Genomic DNA, 22,311 nt, shown 5'->3' on the forward strand with positions numbered 1-22,311 from the left:
TCATTTATGCACTTTCTGAGGCATTTTGACTGCAGTTCACTATGCCCTTTTATTATTGAGGAAACACTGTGTCTACTTCTTTTCCTACTTACCGCTACAGCGTCATTCAACGCGCAGCACTCGCGGTTTCAGAGGCGTTGGCATCCTGGGCCGAAGCTGCAGCGCGTAAGAGGCAGTTCCGCATCCAGTCTTCTGAGCCGGACTTCTGTGGTCAGATCCGCCGACAGGAGGCAGAACGTCGACGGGATGAGGCTCTGAACCAGCGCTTCCTGATGCCTCGCCAGTTCTAGCGCATCATTGTTGCTGCGATCGCTAACAACTGCTCCTCGGTGCCCCGCTTACCGATGATCTGAACCGACCAACTTAACCCGTCACCGCTGTTGTGCACGGGAACGTTGATTGCAGGCAGTCCCAACACATTCACAACAGAGCTGTACGGAGTGAACCGACACTGCTCCACATAGTTATCTTCCGGCGCGAACGCTGAAAACCAGCCAAGTGGAGGGGGTGCGGAAGCCAGCATCGGTGTCATCAGGACATCCCATGGGCCGAAAATGTCCTCGGCATCATCAGCGAACTCTTGGAGAACCGCGATCGACTGCCGGGTGGCGGCCTGCGGCCGAGAGCGGGCGAGTTCTATGAAGTACTGTGTCAGCGGTTCCAGCAGTTCTGCCTGCTGATCACTGAAGGTGAGGTCTCCCAGTCGGGCGGTCCACAGTGCCTGAAAATTCTGGTGATAGTTCTGGCCCCAAAAGCGCTCAGGGCCGGTGCAGCTCTCTGTGCCTTGAATGTGGTGTCCAAGCCCTCCGAGAATGGTGATTCCGTTCTCGAGGGCTTGGACTGCGTCTTCCGCCAGGGATATGTCGAGGTCGGGGGAGAAGGGCGATTCCGTTGTCACTCCCACTCGCAGGGACGTGACTCCGTTATCCAATGCCTGTTGGACAGCGCTTTGGGCCTTCGTGCCCTGTTTGGCCATGACGTCGAACAGGAGTGCCGCATCCTCAGCGATTGTTGCGATGGGACCCGAGGTGACGAGGTTCTGGACTGAGGGTGAGGGATCGTCGTCGGGGATTCTGCCACGACCCGGTTTGAGCCCCACCAGTCCACAGGCTGCGGCGGGAATGCGGACTGATCCGCCCCCGTCGCTTCCCGGAGCAAGTGGCAGGATCCCTGCCGCGACCGCCACAGCTCCGCCGCCGGTTGAGCCTCCCGCTGTGCGGCTGATGCTGAGGGGGTTCCGTGCGGGGTCTGCCAGTTGGTTCTCGGAATAGCAGGGCAGGCCGAACTCCGGAACCTGGGTCTTGCCGATACTGATCGCCCCGGCTTGGTGGACCGTTCTTGCCAGGGGGGCATCCGAGGAGGGAAGTGTTGCCGGAGACGTTGCTGTGCCCAGGGTCAGCGGGAGCCCAGCGACCGACACGAGGTCTTTGAATGCCGTCGGTAGTCCAAGCAAGGGAGCCGACCTGGCGAGTTCATCCAAAGACATACTCTGCTTCAGCAGGGCCAGTGTCCTGTCCTGCTGCTCCGCCCTGGCCAACGCAAACTCAGGGTCGAGGTGAATGAACGCGCCAAGGCCACTCATGGTGGCGGCAGCAGTCAGGGCGGTGGTCGTCAGTTCGACGCAGGAGACTTCCCCGGTCAGCACCGCCCTGCGCCACTGGGCCGCAGTCGCAGCCCGGAAGTCAGCCATGGACAGGTCCGTGGTGTGTTCTGCACTGGGACTGGCGGATTCGGAGATGCGCGCAGGTGTAGTGATACGTCTGCGTGGCATATCAGCGGGTTGCCGCGCCTGCTCGACCTGTTCCATGACCTCACCCTATGGAATTTCCCGGATCGGCGCAGGCATTCGGCGAGTTCTCGGACTAATGTGGTGACATGTCCGACTTCGAAACGGTTCCTGCCGCTGAGGTGCCAGACGGTGCCACCGTGCTGGATGTTCGTGAAACATATGAGTTCCAGCCTGGTCATGCTCCGGGTGCTGTGCACATTCCCGTAGACCAAATCCCCGCCCAGTTTGAAGATGAGTTGGATCCTGACGAGGACTACTATGTGATCTGCCGAACTGGAGGCCGCAGTGCCCAGATCACCGGGTGGCTCACCGCCAAGGGGTACTCTGTGTTCCTCGTCGGCGGGGGCTACGATGCGTGGATCACCGCCGGTCATGAATTGGAGTCTTCTACCGGCGAGGAGCCTCGAATCCTGTGAAGTACGCCTACCTGGGTCCTGCGGGGACCTTCACTGAGGCAGCCTTGCTGCAGATGCCTGGTGCAGACACTGCTGAGCGGGTTCCTGCTGCAAGTGTGCTCTCTGCGCTGGCCATGGTTGAAGACGACGACGCCGATGTGGCTGTCGTGCCCATTGAGAACTCCGTAGAGGGCGGGGTCACGGCCACACTGGATGCTGTCTCGGTCGGTCACAACCTGCACATCACTGCTGAGACGCTTGTGCCGATTACGTTCGTGCTGGCCTCTGCTGCTCCGATGCCTTTGGATCGGGTGCGCTCGATCGCTACGCATTCCCATGGTTGGGCGCAGGTGCGCAAATGGGCGGAAGCCTCAGTGCCGCGAGTGGAGTTCGTGCCGGCATCCTCCACGGCGGCTGCGGCTCATGGGCTGACTCGCGATCCAGCGATAGCTGACGCTGCTGTGTGCGCCCCTTTGGTGGCTGAGCAGTTGGGTCTTCACGTCATCGCACGTGAAATCGAAGATGTTCCCGGTGCTGTCACACGGTTCGTCATGGCGGCTAAACCGGGCCCCGTGCCGGCCATGACTGGGGCGGACAAGACCACCGTGATGATTCCCTTGCCCGAAGATCACCCCGGGGGGTTGATGGAGATCTTGGAGCACTTTGCCACCAACGGAGTGAACATCTGCAGGATTGAGTCGCGGCCCACAGGTTTCGGTATGGGTGATTATTTCTTCTCCATGGACTTGGAAGGCCACATAGCGGAGGCGCGGATCGCCGACGCTCTGGCTGGTATCCACCGCATCTCGCCGAAGATAAGGTTCCTTGGCTCCTACCCACGCGCGGACGGAAAGCCACAGTATGTGGGGCCTGAAGTCTCCGAGACGGCTTTCAGCGCAGCCCAGCGGTGGATCGAGTCACTTCGCCGATAATCAGACGCCGCCCAGGAGCTTGGAGGCCAGCTGGCGGGCGTGCAGGAGCCGGTTCGGGTTGGCTTCCAAACCGGCTCTGCTCACGGCGCCTTCGAGAAGAAACGACAAGTGTTCAGCCCATACCTCACCATCGGACGTCACCTCTTGGAGGTGCTCACGCATGAGGGCCTCCACCCGTTCCTTATGCTTCCGAACAATGCGGCGCCCAGGTGCATCGCCGGGCAACTCGGCGGCGGCGTTGAGCAGACCGCAGCCGCGGAAGCCATGCTCGTAGGCGGTCTCGGCGTGGTCTAGGTAAGCGTCGAAGACTGCGAGGACTCTCTGCACCGGAGTCTCGGCATGGCGGACTCGGTCTTCGTAGAGTCGCATCCATTCCTGTTCTCGCTGCTCAAGATACGACTGGACCAACTCATCCTTGGAGGCAAAGTTGTTGTACAGGCTCATCTTGGCGACCCCGGCCTCTGCTGTGATGGTGTCTATGCCTGTTGCACTGATGCCCCGGGTGTAAAACAGTCGCTCAGCGGCTTCCAGAAGTCGATCCCTAGCTGCCACTTTCACTCCTGCCCGTCGAATTTTCGCTCCACCGCGGAAGCGAACTCCGCCATGGAGGTGTACTCGGCATCGTAGGTCCACTCCTCTTCAGGCTGTGGGGTGGCACCCCATCCTGGACGGTCGTGACGTCGGTTGATCCATACAGAATCGAGGCCGAATTTCTTAGCGGGCACGTGGTCGTGGAAGAGGCTCTGCGCTACGTGCAGCAGCTCATGCCGTTCGAGGCCCTGCTTGTGCAGCCAGGTAGTAAGCGCCTCAAAATGAGGCCCTGACGGCTTATAGGCGCCCACATCCTCGGCGGTGATAACGGTCGCGTACTCACCTTGGAGGTGCTTGTTGCTACCTGCGAATCCTGCATGGTGGACATTGGAAAGGATCACGAGGTCGTAGTGCTGGCCGAGCCGCCGCAGTGCGTCGGCTGAGTCGGGAAACGCTGGCCAGTCCGGAACTGAATTGCCCATTCTTTCGGCCCAGTCCGCCGTCACCGGTCTGCCCAGATGGTCGCCTGCGCGCCGAAGTGCGGCGGCCAACAGTTCGGGGTAGAGCGTGGAGGGGTGCTCGCGCATCACAGCTGCTTCTGCATCTGCGTAGGCAAGGAGCAGGTCTTCGTCGTCACATTCTAAGTCGTGTTCGTCTGCCCATGGGCGCAATACGTTGAGTAGCCCGGTCTCCCAGTCGATGAGGGTGCCATAGCAATCAAAGCTCAAAACTTTGTAGTCGGTGAGGTTTTTCACCAGTGTGCATCTCCTGCAAGTCGTCAGCAGTTTGCAATGTAGACAGGTCTACCTAAAAATAGCATCCGTAAGGCTGAGGAAACTAGGCCCCAAGGACCGCAGCCTAGTGTTCGGGGTTTTCCAGGATCTCCGTGGAGGCGCCGTGCACGATCAAGGACTCGGGCTCCACGCGAGCTGAGACACTGATGACATCCCCAACTGCATCACCATCGATTTGGAAGCGCATCGGTTCCGCCATAGTGAGCCGTCCGGAGCGGGCTTGCCGAACCTTCATGACGGGAATATCCGCCGAGTAGCGGAAGGCGGTCTTGGCGATCACCCGAGCCCAGTCCAGAGCGTGGCGGGGTGTGAACAGGGCGACGTCCATATGTCCGTCGTCGAATTTGGCCTCGGGAATAAGCCTGATTCCGGCCTGAAGCGTTCCGCAGTTCGCCAACAGCACTGACCGCAATCGATACGTCTCTGGTTCGCCATCGTCGAGTTTCACTTCAACGGTCTTACGCGCGCCCATGACATGCCGCAGGCCCGCCTCACCATAGGCTAACCAGCCGGCCCGGGCCTTGAGGATCTCCCGGGTATCTTCCATCACCTCAGCGTCCAGCCCGCCCCCGGCGATGACCAAGCTAATCTCCTGCTCGGATCGTCCGCCTGGGCGGCGCAACTCCAGCTGCAGAGTATCTACTCGGTGCGGGGTGCCGTGAATGGCCTCAGCCGTACACGCGGTGAGGTCGTGGTAGGGCAGCCCGATGTTCCGGGCAAACAGATTGCCTGTTCCCAGGGGGATGATGCCCAGGGCCACATCTGTGCCTGTCAGTTTGGAGGCCACTGCTCGCAGGGTCCCGTCACCACCGGCGGCGATCACCACATCACAGCCCATCTCGATGGCCCGCTCGGTCATGACCACTCCAGGGTCTTCGGCGGTCGAGGCTTGGATGAACGGATCAGGCATTCCTGCGGCGGCACATGCCTCGTGAACAAGCTTGGTGGCGTGGCCTGCATCGTCTTTGCTGACGTTGACCACGACCCCGATCAGTCGGTCCTCAGGCTTTTTGGGGTGTGCAGCAACGGCGGCGGTGACTTCAACGTGCTGTTCAAGTTCGGTGACCCGCAACTTCAGGCGCCGCAAGTGCTTGGCGAGCCGGGCGATCACGATTGCCAATATCACCACCACGGCCAAAGCCGCAGCGATCACCCATCCATAGTCCACAGTCATGAGGTAGAGCCTATCGGCCCGCAGTCATGGCCTGGTGAACCCAGGCTGAAGGCTGCGCCGCTCAGCGCGTACTAGGCTTAGCTCTGTGATTGATATCAAGGACCTCATCGCCGAACCCGATAAGTACCGCGCAAGCCAGCGAGCTCGGGGGGCTGACGAGTCTGTGGTGGACGCTCTCATTGATGCCTCCCACGCCCGATCAAGTGCCCTCACCCAGTTTGAGACGCTGCGTGCTGAGCAGAAAGCCCAGGGCAAGAAAGTCGCCAAGGCTCAGGGTCAGGACAAAGAAGATCTGCTTGCGCAGGTCAAGCAGCTGGCCTCCGATGTCAAGACTGCGGAGGCCGCAGCCGACGACGCCGCCGCTCGCCTCCGCACCATTCAATCCTCATTTCCCAACCTCATTCACGAGGGAGTCCCCGCAGGAGGCGAGGATGACTTTGTCACCCTGCGCACCGAGGGAACCCCCAGGGATTTCGCCGCAGAAGGTTTCGAGCCCCGCGATCACCTCGCTCTCGCTGAGCAGTTGGGCGCGGTGGATATGGAGCGCGGGGCGAAGGTCTCAGGGGCTCGGTTCTACTTTCTCAAGGGGATAGGCGCCAGACTGGAGCTGGCCATCATGCAGATGGGCCTGGACCAGGCTGTTGATGCTGACTTCACCCCGATGATCACACCTACTTTGGTCAGACCAGAGACCATGGAGGGTACTGGGTACCTTGAGGCGCACGACGACGTCTACCACCTTGAGCGCGACGACCTCTACTTGGTGGGCACCTCCGAGGTGGCGCTCGCCGGCTACCACGCCGAAGAGATCCTGGACCTCTCGGCAGGCCCCCTCCGTTATGCCGGCTGGTCGACCTGCTATCGGCGCGAGGCTGGTTCGCACGGCAAAGACACCCGGGGGATCATTCGGGTCCACCAGTTCAACAAACTGGAGATGTTCGTCTACTGCTCAGCCGAGGACTCCAAAGCAGAGCATGAACGTCTGCTGGCCTGGGAAGAGCAGATGCTCGGCAAGCTGGAGCTGCCCTACCGCGTCATCGACACCGCTGCGGGGGACTTGGGTCTTTCTGCGGCCAGGAAGTTCGACTGCGAGGCGTGGGTTCCGTCCCAGTCCACCTACCGGGAACTGACCTCCACCTCAGACACCACAACGTTCCAGGCCCGACGCCTCAATATTCGCGAGCGAACCGTGAGGACCGACGGCGCCAAAGGCGCGACTCAACCTGTGGCCACGCTCAACGGGACGCTAGCCACCACACGGTGGATCGTTGCCATTCTGGAGAACCATCAGCAGGCCGATGGATCGGTGAGGGTTCCTGAGGCTCTGCGTCGCTACCTGGGCGGACTGGAAGTCATCGAACCTCAGTAGGGTCCATCCAGTGCGCAGTCAGGTTTTGCTCACCTTCGCTCGATACTAAAGAACGTGAGAGTTCAGAAGAGTGGTAGGCAAGGCCAGCCTCATCTTGCTAGCGCCGCTTCTTCTGAGTAACTAAGATTTAGCTATGGCGCCGACAGAGAGCCGGCGCATTGTTTGCGCATCGAAGGAGTGTCGAGATGAATAAGACTGCTGAATACACGGTTCCCGGACTTGGCAAGGAAAACGGCGAGGAAATCGCTGGCCTGTTGCAGGACCGGCTGCACGCCCTCAATGACCTGCAACTTGTGCTCAAGCACGTGCACTGGAACGTTGTGGGCCCGAACTTCATTGGTGTCCACGAGATGTTGGACCCCCAGACTGCGCAGGTGCGTGAGTACGCCGACGAGATCGCCGAGCGCATCGCCACCCTCGGGACTGCTCCTTCCGGGTTGTCCGGCGAGCTTGTCACCGAGCGGCGCTGGAAGGACTACCCGCTGTTCAAAGCCAACGTGGAGACTCACCTGACAGAGCTGGACAAGGTGTACACCGGAGTGATCGAAGACCACCGGCAGGTGCTGGGCAAGGTCGGAGACACCGATCCCATCACTGAAGATCTGCTGATTGGCCAGGTCAAGGAGCTGGAGCTTTTCCAGTGGTTCATTCGCAGCCACGTGGAGAAGGTCTCCGCATAGTCTGAGTTCTGCTCAGAACGCATACAAAGGGCGACGACGCAACCACCTACTCGGTTGCGTCGTCGCCCTTTTTGTTGGGCAAGTTCCCTGAGCGGCTTAGCGGCGAACCTTGTCGATCCGCAGCATTTTCGCAATGGTTTCGTCCAGCACAGAGTCGTCGAAGACCTTCTTCCAGTCTTCTTTGACGATCAGATTGCGACCATGGTCCATTGCGATGTGGCAGGCCTCAGAGAACGGGTTGTCTCCCCGAAGCGCGTTGGCCAGAGCGACCTGAACATGTCCGTAGAACAGCGCTTCCGCAGCGGGACGGGGAACGCCTACGGTATTGACCGTCTCTTCCAGGGCCTCTTTCAGCAGTCCACCGATCATGCAGGTGATTGTCTCCACCAAAGTGGGTTCCAGAACCGCGAGGTGCTTGAGGGTCACCCAATGCACATCGATCACCGGTGAGTACATCGTTCGAATGACGGTTTCAGCTGCGGAGCTGACCGCGGTGTCCTCGGACTCTGCGGCAGCAACCACATGCTGGGGAGCGGCGATCCCACCGAAGGTGTCGGCGTATTCCTCTTTTGTTGTCCGTTCAAGGAACACCGAGGGATGCGCTGGGTGCGCGCAGACATATTCGATGTCCTCACGGTGAGCCAGCAGTCCCGCATAGGCAGCAGCCGGATCCAGGGTCATCATGATCGATCCCGCGCTCATCTGCGGAACAATCTGCTCGCTCACCAAACCCAGCGCGGTGTCTGGTACCGCGAGAATGACGACATCCGCGTCCGCCACAGCCGCTTCTGCCGGTGACGTCTCTAGGCCAGCGTCAGCCAGGCGTTGCCGACCGCCATCGGAGTTCTCCACATAGCGCACATCAGCGGAGGTGGTCTTGAGGTTGTTGGTGATGCGTTGGCCCATCTTGCCGCCGGCGCCGATCAGGGCGATGCTGAGGGTGTCAATGTTCATTGATTCTTACTCCTGAGGTAGTCGATAGCTTGCTGGGTCCACATCCGCTCGTCCCGAAGTGTTTCTTCAGGGCTGCCGCGGCGGGGAAGCCAATGTTCGATGATCTGATGCAGCCCACGGCCAGCGGCATCTGCGGCCTGTGACATGGCGGAATAGTCGAGGAGTCCCTCGCCGAGGGGAGCTCCAGAGAAGTAGAACCCCACCCAGCCCGGCTGACGGCTGAAGGTGAAGTCCTTGATGTGGAGGTTGTTCACCCATGCAGCGGTGCGTTCCACGACATCATGGGGAAGTTCTAGGTTGGCGACGCAGTTTCCAGGGTCTAGAACAATTCCCAGAGCTGGACTGTTCACGGTTTCGACCAGACCAACCAGTTCTGCGCTGGAGAGCTGCTCGTAGGTTTCGAGGCCGAGAGTCAGACCGCGCGCGGAGAAGTCGTCCACCGTTCCGCCGAGGAGGTCGGTCGCCTCATGGACGGGGGTGTCCGCTGGCTGCACCATGGAACGAATGAAAGTGGCTCCCAGGGCCTCTGCGATGTGCCCGTAGCGTTGCAAATGATCGCTCCGGATGCCGCGTGTTCCAAGCTCCAGGATCACATCATGTGATGCGGCGGTACTGCGCACCTGCTTCAGCTCAGCGGAACTGAGAGTCTCCACCGGGGCATAGTCACAGATCTGAAAGACCTCCGCGCCCAATTCAGCTGCGTCGATAATCATTTCCTGCAGTGTCATAGGCTTGGGATTCACCTCCGACCATCGCCACAGGTAGGCATATGTACTGAGTCCGATCACGGCACTCATTGACGCTCTCCAATCAACCGGTTGACCTCATCGCTTATCATCGCTCTATGCCCCGATACCCTCAGGACCCGGCCGAAGAACTGCAGGGACGCCTCAACGCCCTGCCCGCTTCCACACCAACTGCTGCCGTGGCTTCGGAACTGCTGCGGTACTTCACCAGTGGGGGTCTCGAGCCGGGATCCCGACTTCCGGCTGAACGCAAGCTTGCGGAGATGCTCGCCACAGGAAGGTCGGCGGTCCGGGAAGCCCTTGCTGCTCTTGAAGTCCTGGGCATTGTGGAAGTGCGTCCCGGATCTGGCACCTATCTGCGCTCCAGTGCCTCGGAATTGCTTCCCCGGACTCTGAGTTGGGGGTTGATGCTGGGAGCACAAGATGCTCGGGATCTGATGCATGTGAGGGAAGCACTGGAAGTCTTGGCGGCACGCCTGGCCGCACAGAACCGCGACGACACCGCCGTCGCTCGGCTCAGAGACCACCTCCTGACCATGTCTCGGCACGCCGACTTGGGCGATCATCACGCCTTCGTAGAAGCTGATGCGCACTTTCACCAAGAGCTTGCGGCGATCGCTGACAACGCCGCACTGGGTTCGGTGCTGCAGAGCGTGCGAGCCCTGCTGCGCGTCTGGGTTGATCGAAGCGTGGACAACGCAGCGGATGCTCGCCGCGCCATCGACGAGCACACCGCTCTCGTGGAGGCGGTGAGGGATGGTGACGTGGCAGTTGCTGAAACTGCGATGACCGCGCATATGAAAACCGCGGGGGAGCGGATCTTGTAAGCCTGGAGTAAGAGCTTCATTGAGGGCCATCACTGCGTCCAGCCATCCCGGCGTCACGCACAGACGTGCGGATGTGGTAGATGCTGCTCGTCGCCGCGATGAAGAGGTCGTATTCGTCCGAGCCGCCGAAGCAGAGATTTCCCACGAGTTCAGGTACCGGGAGGAGCCCTAGAGCGGTGCCGTTCGGCGCATAGATGTAGACGCCATCTGGTCCGGAGCTCCATATGTTGCCCTGCTCGTCAACCCGGAATCCGTCGGGGATGCCGTCGGGGATCTCGAAGACAGTCCTGCCGTTGATGCATTCAACTCCTGTGGCAGTGGGGTTGAGATCATAGGCCCTCACGTGGTGGTTGCCTACCCCGGGTGGGCGGCGGACCGCGGAGGTGTCCGAGACGTAGAGCACGGACTCATCAGGAGAGAAGGCCAACCCATTAGGCTCCTCAATATCGGTGATGACGGGTGTCGCTTCCCGAGTGTTGGGGTCCCACCTGAAGACGTAGCAGGCTCCATACTCCATCCGCCCGGGGTGACCTTCCCCCTCTACCGTGATCCCGTAGTGCGGATCAGTGAACCAGACTGCGTGATCACTGGCGACGACGACGTCGTTCGGAGAATTGAAACGCCCACCGGACCATGACTCCACCAGGGCACGGACTGATCCGGCGTCGTCGATCTCTACTCGGCGGTTGCCGTGCGAACACTGAACCACGTACCCGGATGGGTGAAGAGTGCGCCCGTTGGTGAACTGGACCTCGGTGCGGTACGTCGAGGTCTTTCCTGTGAAGGGGGAGTATTGCAGGATGCGGTTGCCGTGGATGTCGCTCCAGCGCAGAGTTTCATCAGAGGGGATCCAGCAGGGCCCTTCTGACCATGTGGCGCCGGTGGCGACGCGGGTCAGCGTCGCATCGGGAGCGAGAAGCGAATCGAGAACTGTCATGGTGGTCTCCTTTGGCCGGGTTCTTGCAACTGCAGTGGGGTTAGGCCGCCGTGTACCCGCCGTCGACCTGGAGGTTTGAGCCGGTGATGAATGATGCCTCGTCCGACAGCAGGAAGCAGTTGGCTCCAGCGACCTCCTCAGCGGATCCGATCCTGTTGACCGGATGGGTCTTCGCCAAGGCGATCTCCGCCGCCTGAGGATCCTCCTGGCTGGAGAGGAAAGAGTCCAGGACCGCTGAGCGCACCGACCCTGGGCCCACGGAATTGCAGCGGATTCCAGTTGCGGCGTACTCCACGGCGACCTGGCGGGTCAGCTGCACAATGGCGCCTTTGGATGCGGCATAGGCGGATTGCCCCATCTGCCCGGTCAGTGCAGAGATGGAGCCGGTGTTCACGATGGCACCTTTGATCTTGTGCTCAAGGAAGTGTTTCACCGCGTACTTGCAGCCGAGGAACACTCCGCGTGCGTTGACGTTCATGCAGCGGTCCCACTCCTCCAATGAGGTGTCGACGAGGGATCGGGTGACGATCACCCCAGCATTGTTGACGATGCCGTGAATCCTGCCGAAGGATTGGACTGCGGCATCTACCATCCGCTGCACCTCTGCCTCCTGGGAGACATCGGTGGTGAGAGCCACTGCCGTGCCGCCGGAGCCATTAATTTCAGCGGTCACCATCTCAGCGTGCCGCGAGTCCAGGTCCACTACGGCGACTGAGGCACCCTTGGCCGCAGCCATGCGTGCGGTTGCGGCACCGATACCTGAGCCAGCCCCGGTGATAATGATGTTCTTGCCATCCAAGGGTCGGTGAGAGGTGCTTGGATCGGTCAAGAGGCCCTCCTGGACTGCTTAATGTCTATGGTGTTCACGCTGTGAAGTCTGTCACGATTCTGAACAACCAGTCAACCGGTCAACCAATTTTCGCATGAGAGCGTTATCTGAACACATGTTCATGACATTTGTTCTTCAGGCCTGTAGCATCGATGTAAAACCAACTCTCGACAAGGAGAAGTCCCATGACATTCCCACTGCGCCTAGTCGTCGGCTCCGACGATGCTGGGTACGACTACAAGGAAATCCTCAAGGCGGATCTGGAAGCAGATGATCGAGTCTCTTCTGTTCACGACGTCGGCGTCGGCGACGATGAGGGGACGGCCTATCCCAATATTGCTGTGGCCGCCGCGGAACTGGTCGCCTCAGGAGAAGCTGACCGCGCACTGCTGATCTGCGGCACAGGGCTGGGTGTGGCGATCTCAGCAAATAAAGTGGCGGGGATCCGCGCTGTCACCGCCCATGACTCCTACTCGGTGGAGCGCGCCATTCTGTCCAATAATGCCCAGGTGCTCTGCGTAGGACAGCGAGTGATCGGACAGGAGCTCGCTCGCAAGCTGGCCAAAGAGTGGCTCGGGCATGAGTTTGATCCTGCCAGTGCCTCAGCTGCGAAGGTTCAAGCCATTACGTCCTACGAGCAGACCGGTAGCTGCGACTAGGACTCGCTCCGAGTGAAATTTAGAGCGCGCGGGTGATCGCCCTGGCGGTCTCTTCATCGGTGACAAGGATATTGAACCAACCAGAACGCGCTGCAGTCAGGATGCTGATGGCTTTTTCCGTACCTACGGCCACAGCGATCCGTGTGGGCACTGCATGGAGGGATGAACCTGGGATGCGAACCATACGTTCGTTGCCAGGAAAGCTGATCTCATTGCCTGCATCGTCAAAGAATGCCAGGCACACGTCTCCGGCAGCTTTGACGACATTCGGATGAGTCCGGGGCACGGACCGAGCAATGGATTTGCGGGTCCGTGGCGGGGCGCCCACTCCGACCAGGGCCACCTGCGCGGTGTTCCAGTCCTCGACAATCTGGCGGTATCCAGGGTCATCCTGCAGTGCATCTAGTAGCGCCTCAGAGGGCATCGACGGGGCAAAGAGGTAGTGCGGATAACCTCCAGAAGACGCGGTGAAAGCTCGCACTACTTCATTGGTCTGGTGCCACGGATCAGGTTCGGCCTGGCCGCCAACCGTCGGGGCGATCACGACGCCGGAGTAGTCTCCCAGGCGATGCTGAGCCAGGGCATAGGTGGTTTCACCGGAGGCGATCAGCATGGCGTCCCCGGCACGGAGATTCACACTGTCAAGGGCCTGGCGCGTGGGGGGAACCAGCCCGGGACCCAGTCGGCGGGACTGATCTCCCGGTGCCAGGTACACCGCATCTAAGCCGAGTTTCTCTGTCAGTTCATCTCGCAGATGCCCCATATCCGAAGGTGCCGGCCGGCGCACCCGAATCTCGACAATGCCAAGTGCTCGTGCATCCGCGAGCATCCGGCTGATCGATGGGCGGGAGACCTTGAGCTGCTGGGCGATTTCCGCTTGAGTGGCACCCTGCTCGTAGTACAGCTGGGCCGCTTGATAGAGCCGTTCGAGCTCGGTATCACGCGGATCGAGTCCTTTGTGCGCGCTCTCAGTGGGCTGATCCGTCACAACTGGGCCTCCATCAACTGTCATCATTCAGTGGGCAACTTTACTGGTTGCACCCTCCCGGAACACACCTGTGCAGGTCTGCAACAGTTCTTCGGGACGGTGGCGAGTATCACATAGTCTGCCTTATGGTGGACTAGAACATTCGTCAATGCACATATGTGCCGGCCGTTTTCTTCTCAGAAAGCAACTGGCACCCGGCACCAGAGGACCTCCAGATGACCTTTCTGACTAACACAGCTGCTGATTTCCCCGCCGAGGCGCTGCGCGGTTTCGTCGCGGCGAACCCCGAGTATGTGACTGCTGTCCACGGCGGCGTCGTGCGTTCCACAGACACGCCCCAAGGTCAGCCTGCTCTGGTCATCGGAGGCGGTTCGGGCCACTATCCTGCATTCGCGGGATGGGTTGGTCCAGGGATGGGGCATGGGGCGCCATGCGGAAACATCTTCTCCTCACCCTCAGCCTCCCAGGTGTACTCCGTGGCACGTAGCGCCGAAAATGGTGGAGGCGTGATCATGGGGTTCGGGAGATATGCCGGCGACGTCCTGCATTTTGGGGCGGCCGCCGAAAAGCTGCGTGCGGAGGGCGTCGACGTCCGCATCGTGGAGGTCACTGACGACATTGCCTCAGACTCACCGGAGAACCACCGCAACCGCCGGGGTATTGCGGGTGACCTTCCCGTGTTCAAGATTGCGGGCGCCGCCATTGAGGCAGGTGCTGACATTGACGAAGCCGAGCGCATCGCGTGGAAAGCCAATGACGCCACCCGGTCTTATGGTGTGGCATTCGACGGCTGCACCCTCCCCGGGGCGGAGCAGCCCCTTTTTCATGTGGAGAGCGGACAGATGGCGGTCGGGCTCGGTATTCACGGTGAGCCGGGTGTGAAGGACCTTCCCTTGGGGTCCGCCTCCGAAGTTGCCGATCTCCTCTTTGACGGCATCATCGCTGAGGCGCCGCAGGGCCACTCCGGACGCGTCGCTGTGCTGCTCAACGGGCTGGGCACTGTGAAGTACGAGGAACTGTTCGTGGTCTACGCGCGCTTGGTGAAGCGGCTTGAACAGCACGGCCTGACACCTGTTCAGCCGGAGGTCGGGGAGTTCGTGACCAGTTTGGACATGGCCGGGCTGTCGTTGACGCTCGTCTTCCTCGACGAGGAACTTGAAAAGCACTGGACGGCGCCTGCCGATACCCCCGCCTTCAGGCGTGGAGCGCCCAGGGACCTGCTGGCGCTGGCTGATCGTCCAGCGCGAACTGAGTTCTTCACCCCCGGAGAGGAGCCTGTTCCGCCGGCTTCTGAGGAGTCCCGTCAGTTTGCTCAGGAGCTTCAGCGAGTCCTGGAACTCTTTGAGGCCACCTGCCGGACCCAGGAAGCCGAACTCGGACGATTGGATGCAGTGGCAGGGGACGGCGACCACGGCCAGGGTATGGTCCTCGGTTCCACGGGCGCAGTCCAGGCTGGAAAGAAGGCACTCGCCCGGGACGCCGGCGCCCGCGCACTTCTGGTGCACGCAGGTACTGCATGGGCTGAGTCTGCCGGCGGTACATCCGGGGCCCTGTGGGGAGCCGCTCTGACAGCAGCTGGCCGGGCCTTGTCGGATGACCACGCCGCCGATTCGCACTCCGCCGTGCGTGCCATGCTCAATGCGGTGGACGCCCTACAGCGTCTGGGTGGAGCACAGCCTGGAGACAAAACCATGATCGACGCCGCGGTTCCCTTCGCCCAGACCCTGGAGCAAGAGTTCCACAACAGCGGTGATCTCTTCGCTGCTCTCAAAGCCGCTGCCCAAAGTGCTCAGACGGCGGCACAGGCTACCGCCGAGCTCACCGCCAAGCTTGGCAGGTCCCGGGTCCTGGGGGAGAAGTCCGTGGGCACGCCGGACCCGGGTGCGACGTCGTTTGCCATCCTGATGGATGAATTGGCGCATCACATCGGTCAGATCCAGCAGGCGAAGTAGTCATGACAGCACGCTGGATCGGTACCAGTTGGAAGATGAACCTGACCCTCTCTGAGGCAGAAACGTACGCCCAGAGTCTGAGTCACTCGCTGCGCAGCCGTCCCGAACTCACCGCTGGTGTGCAGCCGTTCATCATTCCTCCGGTCACCGCCCTATCCGCAGTCCGAGGGGTTCTCGGTGACTCATCGCAGCGCCCCGGAGGCATCAAGCTGGGGGTGCAGAACGCGCACTGGGAAGACAGCGGGGCCTGGACTGGGGAGATTTCCGTACCCCAGGCGGTGGACGCGGGGGCCGAGATTGTGGAGATTGGGCATTCGGAGCGGCGTGAGTTCTTCAATGAAACCATCCGGACAACCAGGCTGAAGGTCAGGGCGGCGCTCAAGCACGGTGCCTGGCCGCTCCTCTGCGTGGGGGAGCCCCAGGAGGTGCGTGCACGCGGGCATGCGTCCGAGTACATCCTCGGTCAGGCTAATGGTGCGCTCGAGGGCCTGAGTCCAGAACAGCTGAGCACGGTGCTGATCGCCTACGAGCCCATATGGGCTATTGGAGCCTCCGGCCGGCCAGCGACGTCCGCCGAGCTCATTGAACCTTTTCAAGCGCTGCGCGAGCAGTTCGGCGGCCACGTGGCGTCCTTGCTCTACGGCGGATCCGTGAATCCACACAACGCCCAGGATCTGCTGGCGATGAAGGATATCGACGGACTGTTTATCGGCCGCGCGGCGTGGACCGCAGAGGGCTTCACAGAGATTCTTGAGCTCGCTGCTTCCGCCTGAACCCAGGGTTCTCAGCCAGAAGCAGACCGAGTGAACAGATGTGCTTGACAATTGTGCAGCACACTGGTTCACTGTGATTGACAGCACGTGATGAGCATCACTGACTGTTAGCTGGATGAGGATCTGTCCCTGAGGCCGGAGTGTCCGGCCACCTGCACCTGAGGAGCGACCACATGACCACCACCTCAACTGAGGCAGAAGCAGCAACAAGTGCCCAGGTGCCAAGCACCATGCGCGCTGTTGTGGTCCACGGCCCGGAGGACTATCGGCTTGAACAGCGTCCCGTTCCCACGCCAGGACCCGGTGAACTCCTGCTGCGCACCGATGCCGTCGGTGTGTGCGCCTCAGACCTGAAGTGCTATCACGGGGCCGAGAAGTTCTGGGGCGGAGAGCATAAGCCAGCATGGGCTGAAAGAAACCGCATTCCTGGACATGAGTTCGTTGGCACCGTCGTCGCTGCTGGAGACGGAGCACTCGGCACCCGGGGAGTGGCTCTCGGCGACCGGCTGGCCTGCGAGCAGATTGTCCCCTGCAATGACTGCCTCTATTGTGACCGTGGCGGGTACTGGATGTGCGAACCCCATGACATGTTCGGGTTCAAGGGCTTTGACGGCGGGATGGCTGAGTATGTTCTCGTCCCTGAGCGGGCCCTGACGCACCTTGTTGCCGGCGGGCTTCCTGGCCAGTTCGCTGCATTCTCCGAGCCGCTGTCCTGCGCGCTGCATGCGGTGGAACGCGCCAACATCAAGTTTGAAGACACCGTCGTGGTCGCCGGAGCAGGACCCATCGGGCTCTCAGCCATCGCAGGTGCACGTCAGAAAAACCCGCTGCGCGTCATCGCACTGGACATGGTGGAGGAAAAGCTCGAGCTCGCTAAAGCCTGCGGAGCGGACCTCACCATCAATATTTCCCAGCACGATGCCGTAGCGAAGGTCAAGGAACTCACCGGCGGCTATGGTGCCGATGTCTACATCGAGGCTACCGGTCACCCATCAGCTGTGCAGCAGGGCCTCAACCTGCTGCGGAAGTTCGGACGCTTCATCGAATACTCCGTGTTCAAAGACAAAGCTTCTGTGGACTGGTCGATCATCTCTGATGACAAGGAACTCGACGTCCTCGGAGCCCACTTGGGGCCCCACTGCTGGCCGGCGGCCATCAAGCTCATCGAAGACGGCAAGCTGCCTATGGAGCAGATCTGCACTCACCAATTCCCCTTGGAGCGGTTCCAGGAGGCACTTGACCTGGTCGGTGATTCCTCTGGCGGTTCGGTGAAAGTGTCCATTCTGCCCAATGGTCCAGTGCCGGCAGGATCGGCGAACAATCTTGCAGGAGGCGATGCTGCGTGAGCGCCCGCATCCAACGAAAAAAACTCATCCCGCGGCTCATCGGCGTCGGGGCGCTGCTGGTGCTCGTCGTTGCCATGCTGCTCAACACCAAATTCCTCACACCTGAAGAGGTCGAGGCGCTCACACCTGACCAGTTCAACCCTGAGGAGACTGCCCAAGAGCTCTACGCCCAGGTCCAATCCGAGATGACTGAGAGCCCGGCGCCGCTCGGCGATGTCACCTCTGCGCTGGATGAAGACCCGGAGGCCGCGGCTGAGGAGTTTGACGCCGCTTCCGTCAGCGAGGGCACTGTTGCCTTTGCGGTCACAGCCGAAGGCACTGTGGCGGAGGCGACTGCCGACAACCTCATCCTCTCCGTTGAAGGAGTCCCCGAGGGCCGACAGATCGTCGTTCCGCTGAGCACCGCTCTGGACGGCAACCTTATTCGCGATATTTCAGGCTTCCGCTTCGGCGACGCCCCGGGCCAGACGGACTACCAGCGCGTGGGTACGGAGATCAGCACGCTGCTGCGCTCCGATGCCCAGGAAGCAGCCGGCCAAGATCCTGAGTCACTGGTCGGCGAGGACATCACTGTCGATGGTGTCATGCGCTACGTGGCGACCGACGCAGAAGGCGCCGACGAACGGCCTGTCATCATCCAGCCGCTGAACCTGGAAGTGGGCTCCTGATGGTCACCGCGGATACGAGCACCACGAGTGAGACCCGTGACACTGAGCAGGCCGGAGAGGTCGTTCTGCGCGGGGTCAACATCTCCAAGACCTATGGCGTCACACGGGCTCTCAGAGGGGTCAATTTCGACGTCCGTCGGGGGGAGGTGACTGTTCTCTTCGGTGAGAACGGAGCAGGCAAGTCCACTCTGATGAAGATTCTCTCCGGAGTGGAGCAACCCACCGCAGGACACCTGGAACTTGATGGGGAGGTGATCGAACTTGCCTCCACCACTGACGCGGTGGAGCGTGGCATTTCCATCATCCACCAGGAGCTCAACCTCAATCCCAACCTCAAAGTTCGGGACAACATCTTCTTAGGGCGGGAGCTGTTGTCCGTCCGCGGCATCAATTATGCCGAGCAGTCGCGAATTACCCGTGAGGTCATGGAGCGGCTCGAGGAGCCCATCTCGCCGGATACCTACGTGCAGGATCTGCGCGTCGGGCAGCAGCAGATCGTTGAGATTGCCCGAGCTCTTTCCACCGATGCGCGGATCCTCATCATGGATGAGCCGACCTCAGCACTGAGCACGACTGAAGTGCACGTTCTCTTCAAGATCATTCGCGAGCTGAAACGGCAGAATGTGGCGATCGTGTACATCTCCCATCACCTGGAGGAGGCTATCGAGATCGCAGACCGGGCGGTGGTCTTCCGGGACGGCGAGCTGGTAGCCAAGGAGGACGCCGCGAACATCGACCTCCCCTGGGTGGTGCGCACCATGGTTGGGCGCGAAGCCGACTATGACTTCCGGGACGAGCCGCGTGAGTACGGCGATGTGGTGCTCTCGATTCAGGATGTCTCGGTCTACGATTCGGTCAGCGAGAAGTTCCCGGTCAACCATGTCTCCCTCGATGTACGCGAAGGTGAGATTGTCTGCCTCTACGGGCTGATGGGCGCTGGGCGCACCGAATTGATGGAGACGCTGGCCGGCCGGGACAAGGTCGCCGGCGGACGGATCATGCTGGACGGCAAGGATATGGCCGGACGGAGCATATCTGACCGGATCCAGCGCGGTATGGGCCTGGTGCCGGAGGACCGTCAGCGCGACGGGCTCATCAAGCTGCAGTCTGTGGGAAAGAACCTTTCATTGGCAGGACTCAGCTGGTGGGTCCGCAACGGTCTGCTACAACGTGGTGCTGAGAATGAGCGGGTGAAACAACAGATCGCCGATATTGGCGTCAAAACGGCGGGGCCTCAGGCGCCGATCACCTCGCTCTCCGGTGGCAACGCGCAGAAGGTCGTCATCGGAAAGATGCTCCTTACCGATCCCCGAGTGCTCCTGTTGGACGAGCCCACTCGCGGCGTGGATGTCGGAGCCAAAGGAGAGATCTTCTCCCTGATCTTCAAACAGGCACGCAAAGGCCTCGCAGTCCTCTTTGTGACCTCCGACGTGGGTGAGGCGCTGACTGCCTCACACCGGATCGTGGTGATGAGCCGAGGTCACTTGGTCACCGAATTCGACCCTCGCGAAGCGACACGTGAGGACGTCATGGCCGCCGCGGAGGACAGCACCCCCGAACTACTGAGCGCCGAAGCACCCGGTGCGCACGCAACGAATGGAGCAGACGGATGACCACCACGGCAGAGACGGACGTCGCGGCGAGCCCTAAGCGGTTCAACATCAACTTCGGGGCTCTCATCATGGAGGGTCGCGCCCTGGTGGCCCTGATCGTCATCATCGCGATCTTCGCCCTGATGAACGACAACTACCTGTCGTCAGGAAACCTTGCGACCATCGCGAAAGATGTCGCCTTCAACGCGATCATCGCTCTGGGCATGCTGCTGGTGATCCTGAAGGGTGGAATCGACCTCTCGGTAGGTTCCACGGTGGGTCTCACAGGTGCAGTGGCCGGCAATTTGTTCCAAGGCGTATCGCTGCCGCTGACTGACGCCGTGATGTACCCCTCCCTATGGGTCATCGTGGTCATCGCCGTAGCAGTGGGCATGCTGGTCGGCTGGATCAACGGCCTGCTGATCTCCCGGCTGAATCTCGCACCGTTCATCGTCACTCTCGGCATGCTCTACGTTGGCCGAGGTCTTACTCAGGTGCTACTGGGCGGCACCAACATCACCAATGAGCTGCGAGGTCAGGAAGGCCTCAACAACGAAGGTCTGTTTGCGATCTTCGCCAGCTATCCATTGGGAGTTCCTATCTCTGCCTGGGTCATGATCGCCCTGGCTGTGATTTTCTCCATCCTGCTGACTCGCACGCCGTTCGGACGCTGGCTCTACGCCACAGGAAGCAACGAGCGTGCCGCTGAGCTCTCCGGTGTGCCAGTCAAGCGGGTCAAGACCCGGGTGTACATCTTCACCGGAATGTGCGCCGGAATGGTCGGGATCCTGCAGATCGCCAACATCAGATCATCGACGGCAGACCTCGGCAGCCTCTACGAACTCAACGCTATTGCTGCTGTGGTCATCGGTGGCGCAGCGCTCTCCGGCGGTCGAGGCACAGTTCGCGGAACCATCATCGGTGCCTTCGTGATCGGCTTCCTCACCAACGGTTTGGTGATTGTGGGGGTGTCTCCGTTCTGGCAGACAGTGATCACCGGCGCGGTCATCATCCTCGCTGTAGCGATGGACCAGATTCAACAGATTGTGCAGAGGCGCAGGGCTGACGCCAGGGCCGTTGCGCAGGCCAGGCGAGAATCCGAGAAGCACGACGACGCGGATGTGGCTGAGGAGCCCTCCGACACTCAGAAAGTTCACTAGGCGTGCTGGGAAATCCAGTACGCCGAATTCCAGAGAGGAATCGCACCATGAAGAGAAGTATCAAATCCACTATCGCGGCCACTGCGGCCGCCGGTTTGGTCCTGACCGCTTGCGGAGGGGACGACACTGGCAATGGCGCCGGTGATGGGGAAGAAGGTTCGGGTGGCGAGATTGCCATCATCACCGTCGATCCGTCGAATCCATATTGGGCTGCTGAGGTGTCCATCGCTGAAGACCTCGCCGAGGAGATGGGTTACACCACGACGACCAGTGCCCACGGCAACGACCCGGACGAGCAGACGAGTCTGATGGAAACCGCCATCAATAATCAGGTGGACGGCATTCTCTTGGATCCAGCTGGAGCTGACGAGTCTGTCGCCATTGTCGAGCAGGCAGTCGATGCTGGCATTCCTGTGGCGCTCGTCAACGCCGAGATCTCTGAAACAGGTCTCGCGGAGGTTCAGGTTGTCTCCAACAACGCTCAGGGGGCCACCCTGGGCGCTGAGGCTTGGGCCGAGGCTATGGAATACGAGGGCACCTACGTGGAGCTCTTCGGAAACCCCAGCGATAACAACGCACAGGTTCGTTCGGACGGCTACGCCAGTGTCCTGGACCAGTACCCCGATTTGGAGAAGGTTGGTGAAGAAATCGCCAACTGGGACCGCCAGCAGGGCCAAACCGCCATGGAACAGCTGCTGTCTCGCTACCCCGACATTGACGGAGTCATTGCCGGCAACGATGAGATGGCACTGGGCGCCATCAACGCCCTGGAAGAGGCCGGCCGGATTGATGAAGTCTCCGTTCTGGGCTTTGACGGGAACAACGATGCTGCCGATGCGGTCCGCGAAGGCACCATGGTCGCCACAGTGCTGCAGCCGATCGCAGATGGCACCGAACGAGCTATGGAAGTCCTGGATGAAGTGATCCAGACCGGTGAGAACCCCGTCGATGAGGAAAAGGTGGCCCTAGACTGCTACCTCATCACTGAGGAGAACGTGGACCAACTGGATGACTTCATCCTCAGCGACTGACCGAGGTTAGCAGCTCACGCCCCCGGCTTCGGAGGTGGTGGCGGGCCCGAGAGAGACAGCGTTTCAAAGCTGCCTCTCTCGGGCCTTCTCCGTGTCATCACCGAACTTCAGGGAATTGTTGCGGGATCATTCAGAATTGACACTGTGAAGTGAGTTACACCACGATAGGAAGCGCCGCACATTTG

At 60.8% G+C, this 22,311-nt stretch carries 23 protein-coding genes; 14 read left to right on the forward strand and 9 right to left on the reverse strand.

Annotated elements, in window-relative coordinates:
• Positions 1 to 68 precede the first annotated feature (68 nt).
• The gene (locus FEF26_RS09950; protein ID WP_138253389.1) at positions 69 to 290 is read left to right on the forward strand and encodes a hypothetical protein; all 222 of its coding nucleotides are present in this window, start codon (positions 69 to 71) and stop codon (positions 288 to 290) included.
• Here the strand turns inward: FEF26_RS09950 and FEF26_RS09955 are convergent.
• Positions 287 to 1,807, reverse strand: a complete 1,521-nt coding sequence (locus FEF26_RS09955) for an amidase (RefSeq protein WP_243730515.1) — start codon at positions 1,805 to 1,807, stop codon at positions 287 to 289. The two genes, FEF26_RS09950 and FEF26_RS09955, sit on opposite strands and share 4 nt — an antisense overlap.
• Positions 1,808 to 1,875: 68 nt before the next feature.
• Between FEF26_RS09955 and FEF26_RS09960 the strand changes: the two genes are divergently transcribed.
• Positions 1,876 to 2,205 carry a rhodanese-like domain-containing protein gene (locus FEF26_RS09960; RefSeq protein WP_138253390.1) on the forward strand — a complete coding sequence of 110 codons (330 nt, stop codon included), beginning with the start codon at positions 1,876 to 1,878 and terminating at the stop codon, positions 2,203 to 2,205.
• The gene (gene pheA / locus FEF26_RS09965) at positions 2,202 to 3,116 is read left to right on the forward strand and encodes a prephenate dehydratase (RefSeq protein ID WP_138253391.1); all 915 of its coding nucleotides are present in this window, start codon (positions 2,202 to 2,204) and stop codon (positions 3,114 to 3,116) included. The genes FEF26_RS09960 and pheA overlap by 4 nt, the downstream gene beginning before the upstream one ends.
• On the opposite strand, the gene FEF26_RS09970 is transcribed toward pheA, so the two are convergent.
• From FEF26_RS09970 to FEF26_RS09980, 3 genes are all read right to left on the reverse strand, one after another.
• On the reverse strand, positions 3,117 to 3,668 hold the full coding sequence (locus FEF26_RS09970; protein WP_243730516.1) for a TetR/AcrR family transcriptional regulator: 552 nt from the start codon (positions 3,666 to 3,668) through the stop codon (positions 3,117 to 3,119). It abuts the gene before it with no gap.
• A gap of 2 nt (positions 3,669 to 3,670) precedes the next feature.
• Complete coding sequence (locus tag FEF26_RS09975; RefSeq protein WP_138253392.1) at positions 3,671 to 4,402, reverse strand: HAD-IA family hydrolase; 732 nt, start codon at positions 4,400 to 4,402, stop codon at positions 3,671 to 3,673.
• A gap of 103 nt (positions 4,403 to 4,505) precedes the next feature.
• Positions 4,506 to 5,615: a diacylglycerol/lipid kinase family protein gene (locus tag FEF26_RS09980; RefSeq protein ID WP_138253393.1), complete on the reverse strand. Its 1,110-nt coding sequence runs from the start codon at positions 5,613 to 5,615 to the stop codon at positions 4,506 to 4,508.
• Positions 5,616 to 5,700: 85 nt separating this feature from the next.
• Here FEF26_RS09980 and serS point away from each other — a divergent pair, with 85 nt between their 5' ends.
• Positions 5,701 to 6,984: a serine--tRNA ligase gene (gene serS, locus FEF26_RS09985; RefSeq protein WP_138253394.1), complete on the forward strand. Its 1,284-nt coding sequence runs from the start codon at positions 5,701 to 5,703 to the stop codon at positions 6,982 to 6,984.
• 185 nt (positions 6,985 to 7,169) lie between these two features.
• Positions 7,170 to 7,664 carry a Dps family protein gene (locus FEF26_RS09990; RefSeq protein WP_138253395.1) on the forward strand — a complete coding sequence of 165 codons (495 nt, stop codon included), beginning with the start codon at positions 7,170 to 7,172 and terminating at the stop codon, positions 7,662 to 7,664.
• Between the two features lie 96 nt (positions 7,665 to 7,760).
• On the opposite strand, the gene FEF26_RS09995 is transcribed toward FEF26_RS09990, so the two are convergent.
• Both FEF26_RS09995 and FEF26_RS10000 read right to left on the reverse strand, forming a co-directional pair.
• On the reverse strand, positions 7,761 to 8,618 hold the full coding sequence (locus FEF26_RS09995) for a phosphogluconate dehydrogenase C-terminal domain-containing protein (RefSeq protein ID WP_138253396.1): 858 nt from the start codon (positions 8,616 to 8,618) through the stop codon (positions 7,761 to 7,763).
• Complete coding sequence (locus tag FEF26_RS10000) at positions 8,615 to 9,346, reverse strand: sugar phosphate isomerase/epimerase family protein (RefSeq protein WP_243730517.1); 732 nt, start codon at positions 9,344 to 9,346, stop codon at positions 8,615 to 8,617. Before FEF26_RS10000 ends, FEF26_RS09995 begins: the two co-directional genes overlap by 4 nt.
• A 116-nt stretch (positions 9,347 to 9,462) precedes the next feature.
• On the opposite strand from FEF26_RS10000, the gene FEF26_RS10005 reads away from it, so the two are divergent.
• Positions 9,463 to 10,191, forward strand: coding sequence for a FadR/GntR family transcriptional regulator (locus FEF26_RS10005; protein ID WP_138253398.1), 729 nt, complete (start codon positions 9,463 to 9,465; stop codon positions 10,189 to 10,191).
• Positions 10,192 to 10,207: 16 nt separating this feature from the next.
• Here the strand turns inward: FEF26_RS10005 and FEF26_RS10010 are convergent, their stop codons facing one another.
• Together FEF26_RS10010 and FEF26_RS10015 are read right to left on the reverse strand one after the other, a co-directional pair.
• Entirely contained in the window at positions 10,208 to 11,128 is a 921-nt protein-coding gene (locus FEF26_RS10010) for an SMP-30/gluconolactonase/LRE family protein (RefSeq protein WP_138253399.1), read from the reverse strand.
• A 40-nt stretch (positions 11,129 to 11,168) separates the two neighbouring features.
• Positions 11,169 to 11,957, reverse strand: a complete 789-nt coding sequence (locus FEF26_RS10015) for an SDR family NAD(P)-dependent oxidoreductase (RefSeq protein WP_138253400.1) — start codon at positions 11,955 to 11,957, stop codon at positions 11,169 to 11,171.
• A 185-nt stretch (positions 11,958 to 12,142) separates the two neighbouring features.
• Here FEF26_RS10015 and FEF26_RS10020 point away from each other — a divergent pair, with 185 nt between their 5' ends.
• Positions 12,143 to 12,616: a ribose-5-phosphate isomerase gene (locus tag FEF26_RS10020; RefSeq protein ID WP_138253401.1), complete on the forward strand. Its 474-nt coding sequence runs from the start codon at positions 12,143 to 12,145 to the stop codon at positions 12,614 to 12,616.
• 19 nt (positions 12,617 to 12,635) lie between these two features.
• On the opposite strand, the gene FEF26_RS10025 is transcribed toward FEF26_RS10020, so the two are convergent.
• Complete coding sequence (locus tag FEF26_RS10025) at positions 12,636 to 13,604, reverse strand: sugar-binding transcriptional regulator (protein ID WP_243730518.1); 969 nt, start codon at positions 13,602 to 13,604, stop codon at positions 12,636 to 12,638.
• A gap of 215 nt (positions 13,605 to 13,819) precedes the next feature.
• On the opposite strand from FEF26_RS10025, the gene FEF26_RS10030 reads away from it, so the two are divergent.
• The 7 genes from FEF26_RS10030 (at position 13,820) to FEF26_RS10060 (ending at position 22,126) form a co-directional block, all read left to right on the forward strand.
• Complete coding sequence (locus FEF26_RS10030) at positions 13,820 to 15,556, forward strand: dihydroxyacetone kinase family protein (protein ID WP_138253402.1); 1,737 nt, start codon at positions 13,820 to 13,822, stop codon at positions 15,554 to 15,556.
• 2 nt (positions 15,557 to 15,558) lie between these two features.
• Complete coding sequence (locus FEF26_RS10035; RefSeq protein WP_138253403.1) at positions 15,559 to 16,329, forward strand: triose-phosphate isomerase; 771 nt, start codon at positions 15,559 to 15,561, stop codon at positions 16,327 to 16,329.
• A gap of 173 nt (positions 16,330 to 16,502) precedes the next feature.
• Positions 16,503 to 17,675, forward strand: coding sequence for a zinc-binding dehydrogenase (locus tag FEF26_RS10040; protein ID WP_138253404.1), 1,173 nt, complete (start codon positions 16,503 to 16,505; stop codon positions 17,673 to 17,675).
• Positions 17,672 to 18,343, forward strand: coding sequence for a DUF2291 family protein (locus tag FEF26_RS10045; RefSeq protein ID WP_243730519.1), 672 nt, complete (start codon positions 17,672 to 17,674; stop codon positions 18,341 to 18,343). Before FEF26_RS10040 ends, FEF26_RS10045 begins: the two co-directional genes overlap by 4 nt.
• Positions 18,343 to 19,956 (forward strand): sugar ABC transporter ATP-binding protein, encoded by a 1,614-nt coding sequence (locus tag FEF26_RS10050; RefSeq protein WP_138253405.1) that lies wholly within the window; start codon positions 18,343 to 18,345, stop codon positions 19,954 to 19,956. Before FEF26_RS10045 ends, FEF26_RS10050 begins: the two co-directional genes overlap by 1 nt.
• Complete coding sequence (locus FEF26_RS10055; RefSeq protein WP_138253406.1) at positions 19,953 to 21,095, forward strand: ABC transporter permease; 1,143 nt, start codon at positions 19,953 to 19,955, stop codon at positions 21,093 to 21,095. Before FEF26_RS10050 ends, FEF26_RS10055 begins: the two co-directional genes overlap by 4 nt.
• Positions 21,096 to 21,142: 47 nt before the next feature.
• Positions 21,143 to 22,126, forward strand: coding sequence for a D-ribose ABC transporter substrate-binding protein (locus tag FEF26_RS10060; RefSeq protein WP_138253407.1), 984 nt, complete (start codon positions 21,143 to 21,145; stop codon positions 22,124 to 22,126).
• Positions 22,127 to 22,311 lie beyond the last annotated feature (185 nt).

Origin of the sequence: Nesterenkonia salmonea (assembly GCF_005771525.1) — a bacterium.
Classification (GTDB): domain Bacteria; phylum Actinomycetota; class Actinomycetes; order Actinomycetales; family Micrococcaceae; genus Nesterenkonia; species Nesterenkonia salmonea.